Here is a 13,255-nt window from a genome sequence, read left to right as displayed (position 1 = left end):
TTTCCGCTTTGCCGGTTATCCCGCTGCCCGGGTTTGAAAGAAAATGGTTTTATTTTTTCCGGGGATGGCGCGAACCGAATCTGCGTCATCCTCCGTCCCGTGGCAGAATTGGTTTTTTAAGTAAGTCTTTCCCGGAGTCAGGATGTGGAAAAAAATAATGGTGATTTGTTGCATGATGGCTGTATCTCCCCTGATGGCGCGGCCTTCACAAGAGATTACGCCGCTCACTGAAGCGGCAGAGCAACAGTTCACAGTAACGCATCATGAGATGCAGCAGGGTGATCGTCACTACCGCCTCTTTATCGCGCAGCCGAAACAGCCGCAGACGGCGTACACTGTGCTCTATATGCTCGATGGTAACGGACAGTTTCCGATGATGATTAACCGGCTCAGCGCCGGTAAAACCCGGCCGCTGCCGCTGGTGGTGGGGATCGGTTATCCCTCAGATCAGGCTTACCCGAAAACCCGCACCTTTGATTACACACCGCCCGCAACCGGTGAACAGTTTGCTGCAGGCGGCGGTGAACTTCCTTTCCGGCAGTTTATCCGCGAACAGGTTATTCCGTGGGTGAGCAGTCACTATTCTGTTAACGACCACCGCTACTTCTTTGGCCACAGCCTCGGCGGATTGTTTGTGCTGAGAACGGCCACGGATGAACCCGGTTTATTTACCGATTACATCAGTGCCAGCCCGTCCCTCTGGTGGGACAATGGCACTTATATGACAGCGGAACGATTTGATCGCCTCCCGGCGGATATCCGGCTGACCATCACCCAGGGCGGACTGGAAGAAAAACCGGATCTGAGCAAAATGAGTGAAGAGCAGAAACATAATCTGTCCGTCCGTTACAGTGACATTACCGCGCGAGAAGTGTGTGAGCAGTTACAACTGCGGGGCAAACAGTGTCAGTTCCTGAGCTTCCCCGGAAAGTCCCACGGCAGTGTTATCCCCGATGCACTGGAGACGGTGATTTCCTTATTACCGGCGGATAAGGAAAAATAAGTTATTTTTTTGTTAATCTGCATGTGAAAATACCGAAAATAACAGGGGAAACCCCATATTCCTCTGTTATTTCCTTCCATAACAAAAACTACTCGCAGCCATTAGTTTTTTTGATTTCATTTTTCCCTCACAAGGGGCTATATTCCGCTCCGTTTCAGACATAAATTCACAATCCACTGCTTCTATCAATGACCCGTCATCAACCATTTTGGCGATGAAACAGCCTGAGAAAAAAAGCAGCGTCATGTTTTTTTGATTTTTTTGTTTTAGGTGGAGAAAAGCAGTGAGTCACAGCATCCGCACGCCGCGTCCTGACAGTGTGTTAATCCCTGTCGCCGGTCTGACGTTATTTGCGATTGCATCCGGTTATCTGATGAGCCTGATCCCGTTATCGCTGGGTCATTTTGCCATCGGTACCGATTACGCAGGCTGGTTAGCCAGTGCTTACTATATTGGTTTATTACTCGGTTCGATGCTGATTGAGCCGGTAATTGCCCGTATCGGTCACCGCCGTTCCTTTATTCTCTTTGTGCTGGCGCTGGCGGCAACCGTGGCGGTTCTGCCGTTTTATACCGATCTCAGCGCATGGCTGGCATCCCGTATGCTGGCCGGGGTGGCGGTTGCCGGTATTTTTGTGGTGATTGAATCCTGGTTACTGATTGGCGATAACCCGGCTGTCCGTGCCAAACGTCTGAGCTTCTACATGACTGCACTGTACGGCGGCACCACACTGGGTCAGCTGGCGATCGGCGTGTTCGGAACCGCAGGTGTCGTGCCGTTTGCGGTGGTGATGGTGCTGCTGTTTGCCGCTGTGCTGCCGCCGCTGTTCTCCAAAGCACAACCGGTGTGTCACGGCGGGCATAAAAGCCTATCCCTGAAACAGATCCTGCGTCTGAGCAAACCGGCGATGGTCGGCTGTATGACTTCCGGCATTGTGATGGGCACCATTTACGGGCTGATGCCGCTGGCATTGCAGGAAAAACATTACAATACCGAACAGGTCGGCGGCCTGATGGCGGCCATTATCCTCGGCGGGATGATTATCCAGCCGGTGATCAGCAAATTATCTTCCCGCATGAGCAAAGTATTATTGCTGGCGATGGTCTCACTCGCCGGGGTATTTGCGATGGGAATGATTTATCTCTCCGGTCACTATCTGGTGATGGTGGTGGCGCTGACACTGCTGGGGATGTCTTCCTTTGCCCTGTATCCGGTGGCAATCACACTGGCGTGTGACACACTTACCGCGAATGTGATTGTGGCGGCAACACAGGTGATGCTGTTCTGCTACAGTGTGGGGTCGGCGGCGGGCCCGCTGGTGGCCGGACAGTTTATGAAACAGCCGGACGGCATTATGAGTTTCTTCTTCATTGTGCTGCTCTCCACCGCGATTTATATGCTGCTTTCTGCGGTGCGCCGCAAATCCCGGATTCTGGCAAGCTGATACTGCCGGAATGAAAAATGCCCTCATTGAGGGCATTTTTGTACATCGGTATTTATTCTGCGGTTTTTGGTTTATGGACAATATCCGCATAATGACTTTTATCATCCGGTTTCGGATAGACGCGGTAAATATATTCATCCGGCGTCACTTTGATATTTTCGACCACCCGGGTAAACAGCACTTCCCCTTTATCATTCTTACCGGTCAGCGTCCGGGTTTTACCGTCCGCGCTGAAGGACCAGTCGCCCTGTAATTTCAGCTTTCCTTCCGGGGTGTACATCTTAACGGAACCGTCTTTTTCATAGTTGGCCAGACCAAAGAAGCCCGCCACACTTTCATCGGTGGCCGGAATGGCTTTACCGTCCTGATCCAGTGCCTCTGTCGTTACCCAGGTTTTGCCAATCAGATAATCAGCGGTATTTGCGGCTTTCTGTGCCGTGGCTGTCAGGGGTTTTACCTGAACATCCGCTGTGGCCGCCAGTGCTGAAAAGGAATACGCCGCTGCGATGATACCGGCAATCATTGTTGTTTTTTTCATGTCAGTTCCTCAGGTTGTTCTGTTTGCTGTCTTTTTTAGTGATAACAATTCCCTATATCAATAATAAGGGGATTAATCTTATTGGCTCATTTTTTATGTAAGGAAGTATAAAGCTGATTAAATTTTATCGTCATTTCTGACACATCTTTCTTCGTGCAAAAAGGTTGAAATGTGGAGAAAAAATGAAGAACTGTGCAGAAATTATGATGAATTGTGCAGGGATTATGGTTTCATAGTCAGAAAGGGTAAAACGGATTGTCTTACACACCGGTATCGGCAATGATGACATCAACAGCAAAACAGTGCTTCAGAAAATTAATTAAGAAGGAATGTTAATATGAAAAAAATCATTGCAGGTGTTATCGGTCTGAGTTTATTAGGTGCGGGTATGACCGCGTTCGCAGCACCGGCTCCGGTTAATCAGCCGCAGCAGAATGGTCAGTATATGAATGGCTACGGCAACTGCGACGGTAACGGCGGTCGTCATATGATGCGCGGCAACCATGACGGGCGCGGCTATCATAATAACCGCGGATACCATAATGGTGGTTACAACCGTGCACCGGTCTTTCAGTCAGCACTGACCACTGCCACCCCGGGTGAAGCCCTGAAAAAAATGAGCGCTGATGCCCCGGCAGTCAGTAAAGACGGCAAACAGTATTTTGTCCGCGCCAGCGTCCGTGATATGAACGGCAACACGCTGTATCAGTCTTCATTATCCACCGCAACGCCGAAAGAAGCACTGACGAAAATGGCGGGTGATGCACCAGCTGCCGCATCCGGCCAGCAGTATTATGTCCGCGCAGGCATTATGGAAATTCTGCCGGTTAACAACACCGCACAGTAATCGCTGTCATGAACAAACAAAAATGCCCTCTGATGAGGGCGTTTTTGCTTTACGGATAAAAGTCTGAGCGGTCAGAGTGTCAGTGCAGTTTCCAGAGCCAGCTCAATCATATTGTGCATCGCGTTCTGGCGCTGATCGATGGTCAGTTTACCGCCGTTTTTAATATGATCAGAAGTGGTGAGGATCGCCAGTGCCCGTGCGCCCAGCTCCGCCGCGACGGTGTACAGCCCGGCGACTTCCATATCCACCCCGAGAATGCCGTATTGCTCCATCACGGCAAACAGTTCCGGGCGGGTGGTGTAAAACAGATCCGCAGTAAACACGTTACCGGTCTTGACCGGTAACTGCAGACGCTCAGCGGTTTTCACCGCAGATGCCAGCAGGTGCCAGTCCGCCAGTGCCGCCAGGTCGTTACCGTAAAAACGGTCACGGTTCACTTTGGAATCGGTACTTGCGCCCATGGCGATCACCACATCCATCAGTGACACATCATCCCGCACTGCGCCGCAGGTGCCGATACGGATGAGGTTTTTCACACCAAAATCCTGAATCAACTCATACGCATACATTGAAATTGAGGGGATACCCATGCCGTGAGCCATCACCGAAATCCGTTTGCCTTTGTATTCTCCGGTATAACCCAGCATATTGCGGACGCTGTTTACTTCCCGCGCCTGCGATAAATAATGTTCAGCAATAAACTTGGCGCGCAGGGGATCTCCGGGCATAATGATGGTTTCCGCGAAATCGTTTGCGCTTGCCTGAATTGCAACTGCCATAAAAGCACTCTCCTCTCAATCAAACCGTGTGAAGGGTCGGTATTTGTTGGTCAGCATGTTAACACGGTTTGGTTTTTATGCCGCCGCTGACGGCGGATTTTTCACTCAGGGTTTTTACCGGATTACACATATGAATACAGCAATCGGCATTCTCGGGATCGTGGTACTGCTGGGAATAGGTTATTTACTGTCTGAAAACCGCCGCGCGATTAATCTGCGCACGGTGGTACTGGCTTTTACCATTGAACTGGCGCTGGGCGGATTAATTCTCTATTCCCCGGCCGGGCAGCACGTTTTATTTGTGATGGCAGAGGCGGTCACCACGGTGATCAACTTCAATAATGCCGGAACATCCTTTATTTTCGGCGGTCTGGTCTCTGACAAAATGTTTGAGATTTTCGGCAGCGGCGGGTTTGTTATCGCGTTGAGGGTATTGCCGATTATTGTCTTTTTCTCCGCCTTGTCAGCGGTACTTTATTATCTGGGGATTATGCAGATCCTCGTGCGCTGGGTCGGCGGGGCGTTACAGCGTCTGCTGAAAACCAGCCGTGCGGAATCGATGAACTCAGCGGCCAATATTTTTCTTGGTGTGACAGAAGCGCCTTTGCTGGTTAAACCGTATCTCGGCAGCATGACCCGCTCTGAACTGTTTGCTGTACTGTGCGGCGGGCTGGCATCTATCGCCGGTACTATGCTGGTGAGCTATGCTTCGCTGGGGGTGAAAATGGAATACCTGCTGGCCGCTTCCTTTATGGCGGCACCAGGCGGGTTACTGTTTGCTAAACTGATGATCCCGGAAACACAGCAGACGGCCGATGAATCCGGCGCCAAACCGGTGCAGGAAAACCGCCCGGCGAATATTATTGACGCGGCGGCGGAAGGGGCGATTAACGGCCTGAATATGGCGCTGGCGGTCGGCGCAATGCTGCTGGCGTTTGTCAGCCTGGTGGCGCTGTTAAACGGATTGCTCGGCGGTGTCGGCGGCTGGTTCGGTCTGCCGGATCTGAGCATGGAGCTGATCCTGGGCTATCTGCTGTCACCGCTGGCGTGGCTGATGGGTATTCCGTGGAATGAAGCGCTGACATCCGGTGCCATTATCGGGCAGAAAATTGTTATCAACGAATTTTTTGCCTATGCCAACCTGGCGGAATATCTGAAGGGCAATGAAGTCGTGGCTGCCACCGGTCTGCCGATGACTGAGCGGACACAAATCATCCTCTCGTTCGCTCTGTGCGGGTTTGCCAACTTCGGTACCGTGGCAATTGCTATCGGCGGTATCGGCAGTCTGATCCCGAACCGGCGCAAAGAAATTGCCACCCTCGGGATGAAAGCACTGGTCGCAGGGGTATTATCCAACCTGATGGCGGCCACAATTGCGGGGCTGTTTATCGGCGGATAAACAATCTGTGATCTGCTCTTCCGAAGCAACCTGAATGTCAGGTTCATGATAACGGGCAGGCGAACGAAAAGCATGCGAGCCATGGATGGCGAGCCTGAGCGTACAGGGAGGTATTTACAGCGGCTTTTCGTTTTGCCCGTTATCATCAGAACCGGAAGGGCGGCGCCGGGCTTAACACCGCACCGTCCTGTCCGGCAGAGGATTACTTATAATCCCCCTGCAGATAACGGTAAAAAGAGGGATTCACCCATACTTTTTCACTCGTTACCTGCATCCCGCTTTTCGCTTTGCGGATATTTTCCGCCTGTTTTTCCGCGTTTTCCGGCAGTGCCATCAAATCAGCCTGATAATGACCGCTGGTCACACGGGTTTCGGCTACCACATCATAACCGTCCACAGGGACATAACTGCGGTAAAACGGCTGCCACCAGGCGGCGCGGATCAGCCCTTTCTGGTCAGCAGTATTTTTCTTGGCGTACTGGTCAATCAGGCTCTGAAAGCGGTTACGCTCTTCAGCTGACGGAAATTCCAGGTCGAGATTATATTCACTGGCGATCGCCACTTTTTTGCCGCTTTTCAGCGTGGTAACCGGATAATCCGCCTCACCCCATTCGTCCAGATAAAGAAACGCAGATGATTTCGGCGTCAGCTGCACTTTCGGATCAAACCCTTCGCGGCGCAGCAGATAAATCAGCTGGGCGGCGTGATCGATATCATTATGGCCGTAGCGGATCATCCGTGTTTTATCAAAGCCGGATTCTTCGCGGGTATCCACCAGGTTATAGCCGCTGGTATAGCCTTTATCAATAAAGTTATTCAGGGTTTTCAGCGTCTTCGTGTCATTCGGGAACACTGCGGTTTTCCAGGCGGTATGCAGGCGCGGCACAATATTTTTATCCGACACATTGCCGAGATAGCGGGTGTGCTCCTGCTGTTGTGCATCAACAAAGGCCTGAAGCTTATCACTCTCTGCTGCCGGATTTTTCAGGTCATCCGCCGTCAGGGCACCGATGGTGATCATCAGCGCATCGAACCGATTTGCTTCCGGCTGCTGTGTCAGTGCGGAAATCTGTGCCGGGCTGTAGGTCTCCGCCAGTTCGGTCAGAGAGAGCTTTTCGGCGGCCTGCTGTGAGGTCAGCGCCAGAGCAGGGTGTAAACCACTGAAAAAGAATGCAGATAACAACGTACCGATAAATAACGATTTTTGCATGTTTTATCCTGTAAATGCAGCGAACAAACGATTGCATCACCATATCACAGAGTTGCAATCTGAGTGATAAAGTGTCGTGATTTTTTTACACCGGACAGAGATGAAAAAATGCGCGTCAACCCTTGCAGGACGGAGCGGGATGAGTAAGATACGCGGTACGTGATAGTCATCACGGTTTTGGAGAGATTATGAAAGCGCTTTACCGTAAGTTTATAAAAAAAATCGATCAGTTTTCCGCTCTTATCCCGATGCGTTTTTTCTGATCCGGCGTTCCCGTCTCTCCCTGCGCGTCATATGAACAGTGCGCTGCACCTGAATAAGCAACCGCAGAGCTTCCCGGCGGGTAAACAGCGGATGTTGCCAGTGTAACAGGGTGAAATACATGATTTGCCTCCCGGCAGATCAGAGAGAACCGCTGCACAAGCGGCCGGAGCATGATTTGCCTCCGGCCGTCTGTAACCGCTTATTTAAATGCCGGCAGCCAGCCGAACACATCCAGAATGACCGTCAGATACACAATCGCACCGCAGACAATCACCAGATTCAGTACCGCGCTGTTACACGGCGAACGGTAAATGGTATCGCTGTCGCTGTAGCGTTTGCGGGAGGCTTTTACCAGGAACGGCGGTAAAATCACACTCCAGATAGTAAAGGCCAGACCGGCATAACCGATGGCATAAACGAATCCGTTCGGGAAGAAGAAACACACCACCGCCGGTGGCAGATACGTCACTACTGCTGTTTTGAAACGACCGGCGCTGTCATTTTTAAAGTTCAGCAGGTCGGCAATATAGTCAAACAGGCCGAGTGTTGCTGCCAGCAGGGAACTGGCCACCGCAAAGTTACCGAAGAATGTCAGGATAAGATCCATGGTTTTCCCTGACATCACCCCGCCGATAGCCTCAACGAACACATCAATGTTCCCGCCTTTGGCAATAATCGGGGAGAAGTTGGCGCGGCTGATATTGCCCATCGTGACACCCAGCCAGAAGATATACAGCAGTACCGCAAATATTGTCCCGATAATAATTGAACGGGTAATAAAGCGGAATTTGGTTTTGCCGTACAACTTCACCAGGCTCGGCACGTTACCGTGGAAACCAAACGAAATAATACAGAACGGCAGTGTCATCAGAACATAAGGCAGATATTTCGTTCCGGGTATTGCCACTGATGCGGAATCCAGCAGATTGGCAATTTCCACGTGTGCAACCAGTCCGGAGAAGGTGGCAAAGAACGCGATAAACTTACCGAAAATTAAAATGGTGGTAATACGTCCGACCCATAATGAGCTGTACCAGACAATCGCAGCCACCAGACAGGCGACAATCACGACCGCGGCTTTTATCGGCAGGGCGACACCGGTATATTTCAATATCGTCTGAGTCAGAACAGCGGATGACCCGGAGATATAGGCATACGTCAGAATATAGAGTACAAACCCGAAGGCAATACCCACGACAATATTCCATTTTTTGCCCAGTAACTCGGTGGTGAAGGTATTAAAGCTGGCGCCCGGTTCAAAATGCAGGTTAACTTCAACTAACATCAGACCGGTCAGTAACATCATAATTGCAACTAAAATCAAAATAACGGTGGCACCGGAAAACCAGACACCGGCCATCGCAATCGGCAAAGAAAACATACCGCCGCCAACGACTGTTGCTATAACAAGCATGGTTCCGCTGGTCAGTCCGGGTGATTTATTTGTATCGGCACTATGAATACTCATAATAAAAGTTTCCTATTAATGATAAATATCACCAACAGCATTCATATTTATCGATTTTATTTGTTCTTTATTGTTATAGGGATGCAGAGACAAAAAGGCCCCATTAAAATAATGAGGCCTCTGTCATCAGATAATTACACGTAATCAAAGCGTGCAGTGAAGAAGCGTAACTGCTTCGGCTCGTATACGAACTTCAGCCCTTTAATGTCTTCTTTGTGTTTGAACAGTTTGATAATACCGTCAGCAACCAGATCCATGTGTGCATAGGTGTATACACGACGAGGAATAGTCAGACGAACGGTTTCCAGCTTCGGACGGTGATGGTCGCCGGTTTCTTTGTTACGGCCTGCGGAGATAATACCGCGCTCCATAGAACGTACACCGGTTTCCATGTAGATGCTGGCTGCCAGGCTCTGTGCCGGGAACTCATCCTGGGTCAGATGCGGGCAGAAACGGCGTGCATCGAGGAATACTGCGTGGCCGCCGACCGGCTCAACAATCGGTACACCGGCTGCTTTCAGTTTTTCGCCCAGGTAACGAACCTGCTTGACGCGGTGCTCGATATATTCGAACTGCATCGCTTCGCGTAAACCGATAGCCATCGCTTCCATATCACGACCGGCCAGACCACCGTAAGAAGGCATCCCTTCATAAACCACAACCAGTTCACGTGCAGCAGAGAACATGTCGTCGTCGTTCATACACAGGAAACCACCGATGTTCACCAGACAGTCTTTTTTACCACTCATGGTACAACCGTCAGCGTAGCTGAACATTTCGTGAACGATGTCTTTAATGGAGACATCTTCGAAGCCTTCTTCCTGCTCTTTGATGAAGTAGGCGTTTTCCACACAGCGGGTCGCATCGTAGAACACTTTGATGCCGTGCTTGTCACATAACTGGCGGACTTCACGCATGTTTGCCATAGAGACCGGCTGACCACCTGCCAGGTTTACGGTTACCGCCAGACAGATATAAGCGATATTTTCCGCGCCTTTCTCAGCAATCAGTTTTTCCAGTTTTTTAATGTCGATGTTGCCTTTGAATTTCACATCCAGGCCCGCATCGTGAGCTTCATCGCGGACGATATCGATGAATGTCGCACCATTTTTTTCCTGGTGATAACGGGTGGTGGTGAAGTACATGTTACCTGCAACATACTGGCCCGGTTTGATAGCTAATGAAGAGAGTAAGTTCTCTGCGCCGCGACCCTGGTGAGTAGGAACGATGTGTTTAAAGCCGAATAATTCCTGAACAGTTCTTTCCAGATGGAAGAAGTTTTCGCTGCCCGCGTATGCTTCGTCACCCATCATCATGCCGGCCCATTGTTTATCGGACATGGCGTTGGTGCCGCTATCGGTCAGTAAATCGACATAAACGTCTTTGGAATTCAACAAGAAAGTGTTGTACCCGGCCTCTTTCATTCTTTTGATACGCTCTTCGCGAGGGATCATGGATACGGTTTCAACACTTTTAATACGATACGGTTCTGCTGGATACATCATGGTAAAATCTCCAATTATTTATAATAATAACTCGATAATTTACACAGGCATTTATCTGTTTATAAGTATCATGCCTTGTGAATGATATAGCATTTGTAAATCCGGTAGTGTTCTTGTCTTAATTCAAATTCAGTTTTTTTATTTCTGTTATTTCTTTCTCTGCCATCCTTCTCGTTTGGCGTGAAATCATCATGCGTGAAAAAAAATGAAAAGGGAATGGGGGGTGCTGAAATAAACAAAATCCGTATTAATCACAGGTGTAAACCGGGTGATCTGTATCACTTAAACTGAAATAATTCATTATATTCAATGAATTGTATTTGTTAATGTCTTGTTGTGTATTTATGTTAAATATACATTTACCTCATCGTTAAAATCCGGGAGTAATATGAATAATTCAATGCTGTCGGGCAGTTATGCTGCAATGAAAAGCCATTTTATTCTGTGGGATTTTATATAGGTTAAGAAAAAGTAAATAAGGGTTAAACGTACAAATTTAAATCTATCTTTACAGGAAGAATAAAAAAACGGATGAGAAGTCTTGTTCTTTTTTAACAAAAACTATGCATCAGATGCACTGGTACGGTAATTTAAGTTAAAATATCTTATAAGTAACAATTGTTATAATCATCTTTGTTTTTATTGATCGTACGGAAAAATGTTATGATTTATTGAATCCTTCAACTGAAACCTGGGATAAAAATAAAAATGTGACACAGTCAGGATAAATTTGATGATAAAGATCACATTGATAATGCTACGTTACATGAATGAAAAGTAAGCGACAGCAGGGAATAACAAAGATATTTAATTAAAGCAGTGAATTGTTATGCATTCCGGTATGTGGTTGTTTAGTGATCATATTCACGGTTTCGCATTTACAGTCATGTTAGTAAAGCAAAACGCTGTACTTAAATGTTTACATTATCAGCGGGTGAATAGTAACAGGATGTGTGTGATATACATATTTCCCCGGGTCTTGTTATTGAAATTTAACGCTATTATTTTATATTTATTTAGCATTTAAATCCATAATTCATATTAATATCAGTTAATAATTAGAGTCAAGTTCTTGTTGTCAGGTTATTCATCTTTGATGGTATCCGGAGTGATTTACAGAGACAGACACGATTTCATGAAGAATCAGCAACCGCCCGCTGAAAACGGAAAATAACGAATTTGTGCTTCAGATCACGCAAGGAAGGTATGAATAAAGAAGAAAAATCAGGCAAAGCGGCAGAGATTTCCGGTTTTCAGCTTGAAAACCCTGCCGGGCAGGAGTGTAATAATGCCGTGCCGGATTAGCTCAGTTGGCAGAGCAGTTCATTCGTAATGAAAAGGTCACCAGTTCGAATCCGGTATCCGGCACCATTACTTATCAAAGAGTTAGCGATTATCTCCCGATGCCAGCTTTTCACCTTGGGACGTATTTGGGACGTAACTGTCAAAAATGGCATCTATTTGCTTCGCATGTTCGGTAAGATGATTTGGTGCCAGATGGGCATATCTGCGCACCATTTCTATCGACTCCCACCCACCCATTTCCTGTAACACTGAAAGCGGAACGCCAGACTGGATCAGCCAGCTTGCCCAGGTGTGTCTCAGGTCGTGGAAACGGAAATCGTCGATACCGGCTCTTTTTAATGCTGCTCTCCATGCGGTATTAGAATCCGTCCTCATCTTTCTTACTGCCGCAACCGGTGTTCCGTCATTCCTGTATGACGGTTCAGTGTGGACAAATACCCATTTGTGATGGCGACCAATCTGGCTGCGCAAAACCCTGCATGCGGTATCGTTCAGGGCTACACCGATCGCTTTACCTGATTTACTGTCTTCAGGGTAAATCCATGCCACTTTCCGCTGCATGTCTATCTGCTGCCACTCAAGGTTAAGTATGTTCGAACGACGCAGGCCGGTTGACAGAGCGAACCTGACGACTGACTTTAATGGCTCAGGACATTCATCAATCAGTCTTTTCGCCTCGACAGGCTCAAGCCACCGGACTCTCCGGTCACGAATAGATGGGATTTTTATCACAGGTGACTTTTCTATCCACTTCCATTCTCTTTCCGCCGCTCTGAGTAGCGCCTTAATGAAAGAAAGGTATCTCGCCTTTGTGGCCGTAGTGACAGGCTTCGCTGTAAACAGTGGAACCTCCTTTCCATTCCTTTTTGCTGTATCGGCTTTCCTTCTCCAGCAGTTTTCAGCATGCTTGTTTGTCATCTTGCTGATGATCTTGTAAATGGCATTCTCGGTTATATCCTTCAGCCGGACACCCTCGAAGTACTCAAGCCAGAAAGCGATAAAGTTCTTATCATCCTCTATCGATTTTTTATCTGCTTTTTCCTCAAGCCATCGCAGGCAGGCCTCCTCATAGGTATAGTCCGGGAAGTCCCCTACCTGCTCAATTCGCCATTGTTCGGCCTTTAATTTGTCGTGCAGCTCCTGGGCTTGCTTCCGGTCGGACGTACCAAGCGACTTTTTAATTCTCTTGCCGCCAGGTGTCGCGAAGTCGCAATACCAAGAGTTACCACGTTTGAAGATTGACATTTGTGATCTCCTTTCACATCAATCTCGCTCTCGGCGATAGTGTTGATCGGATTGCTCAGTGCCGCAAGGCAGGCTGACTCTGGAAACAGATAGGGTGACTTCTTTTTGAACGGGTCTTTCCGCTGATACGAAATGCGTCCGGCGCGGCACCATGACGTAAGCGTATCAGGGCTTACGCCGATAAATTTAGCAGCCTCGTCGCGTGTCATCGTGACTTTATCCATCCTTCATCTCCTTCTGTAACGTAC

11 protein-coding genes and 1 tRNA gene are annotated in these 13,255 nt (G+C 48.6%); 5 read left to right on the top strand and 7 right to left on the bottom strand.

Annotated elements, in window-relative coordinates:
* Nucleotides 1–142: 142 nt before the first annotated feature.
* Complete coding sequence (locus HMPREF3119_RS07895) at nt 143–1,003, top strand: alpha/beta hydrolase (protein WP_070579240.1); 861 nt, start codon at nt 143–145, stop codon at nt 1,001–1,003.
* A 283-nt stretch (nt 1,004–1,286) separates the two neighbouring features.
* A complete protein-coding gene (locus HMPREF3119_RS07890) occupies nt 1,287–2,447 on the top strand; it encodes an MFS transporter (protein ID WP_015422903.1) in 1,161 nt (386 codons plus the stop codon).
* Between the two features lie 52 nt (nt 2,448–2,499).
* Here the strand turns inward: HMPREF3119_RS07890 and HMPREF3119_RS07885 are convergent, their stop codons facing one another.
* On the bottom strand, nt 2,500–2,985 hold the full coding sequence (locus HMPREF3119_RS07885; protein ID WP_032098811.1) for a DUF4822 domain-containing protein: 486 nt from the start codon (nt 2,983–2,985) through the stop codon (nt 2,500–2,502).
* Nucleotides 2,986–3,322: 337 nt separating this feature from the next.
* On the opposite strand from HMPREF3119_RS07885, the gene HMPREF3119_RS07880 reads away from it, so the two are divergent.
* Nucleotides 3,323–3,832 (top strand): hypothetical protein, encoded by a 510-nt coding sequence (locus tag HMPREF3119_RS07880; RefSeq protein ID WP_004904330.1) that lies wholly within the window; start codon nt 3,323–3,325, stop codon nt 3,830–3,832.
* Nucleotides 3,833–3,903: 71 nt separating this feature from the next.
* Here the strand turns inward: HMPREF3119_RS07880 and deoD are convergent, their stop codons facing one another.
* A complete protein-coding gene (gene deoD / locus HMPREF3119_RS07875; RefSeq protein WP_004241027.1) occupies nt 3,904–4,611 on the bottom strand; it encodes a purine-nucleoside phosphorylase in 708 nt (235 codons plus the stop codon).
* Nucleotides 4,612–4,741: 130 nt separating this feature from the next.
* On the opposite strand from deoD, the gene HMPREF3119_RS07870 reads away from it, so the two are divergent.
* A complete protein-coding gene (locus tag HMPREF3119_RS07870; protein WP_015422902.1) occupies nt 4,742–6,010 on the top strand; it encodes a NupC/NupG family nucleoside CNT transporter in 1,269 nt (422 codons plus the stop codon).
* 202 nt (nt 6,011–6,212) lie between these two features.
* Here the strand turns inward: HMPREF3119_RS07870 and HMPREF3119_RS07865 are convergent, their stop codons facing one another.
* The 3 genes from HMPREF3119_RS07865 to HMPREF3119_RS07850 all read right to left on the bottom strand — a co-directional run bounded on the left by HMPREF3119_RS07865 (nt 6,213) and on the right by HMPREF3119_RS07850 (nt 10,457).
* Entirely contained in the window at nt 6,213–7,220 is a 1,008-nt protein-coding gene (locus HMPREF3119_RS07865) for a hypothetical protein (RefSeq protein WP_062772793.1), read from the bottom strand.
* A gap of 463 nt (nt 7,221–7,683) precedes the next feature.
* Nucleotides 7,684–8,952 (bottom strand): aromatic amino acid transporter, encoded by a 1,269-nt coding sequence (locus HMPREF3119_RS07855; RefSeq protein WP_004241031.1) that lies wholly within the window; start codon nt 8,950–8,952, stop codon nt 7,684–7,686.
* 134 nt (nt 8,953–9,086) lie between these two features.
* Nucleotides 9,087–10,457 (bottom strand): tyrosine phenol-lyase, encoded by a 1,371-nt coding sequence (locus HMPREF3119_RS07850; RefSeq protein ID WP_004241032.1) that lies wholly within the window; start codon nt 10,455–10,457, stop codon nt 9,087–9,089.
* 1,295 nt (nt 10,458–11,752) lie between these two features.
* Between HMPREF3119_RS07850 and HMPREF3119_RS07845 the strand changes: the two genes are divergently transcribed.
* Nucleotides 11,753–11,828: transfer RNA gene (locus HMPREF3119_RS07845), tRNA-Thr, on the top strand.
* A 15-nt stretch (nt 11,829–11,843) separates the two neighbouring features.
* Here the strand turns inward: HMPREF3119_RS07845 and HMPREF3119_RS07840 are convergent.
* A complete protein-coding gene (locus HMPREF3119_RS07840) occupies nt 11,844–13,001 on the bottom strand; it encodes a site-specific integrase (RefSeq protein ID WP_246829263.1) in 1,158 nt (385 codons plus the stop codon).
* Entirely contained in the window at nt 12,884–13,216 is a 333-nt protein-coding gene (locus HMPREF3119_RS19765; RefSeq protein WP_246829262.1) for a helix-turn-helix domain-containing protein, read from the bottom strand. Before HMPREF3119_RS19765 ends, HMPREF3119_RS07840 begins: the two co-directional genes overlap by 118 nt.
* Nucleotides 13,217–13,255: the final 39 nt, after the last annotated feature.

Source organism: Morganella sp. HMSC11D09, assembly GCF_001807955.1.
Taxonomy (GTDB): domain Bacteria; phylum Pseudomonadota; class Gammaproteobacteria; order Enterobacterales; family Enterobacteriaceae; genus Morganella; species Morganella morganii.
Note: the sequence above shows the minus strand (reverse complement) of the source record. Positions and strands in the feature narration are given on the sequence as shown.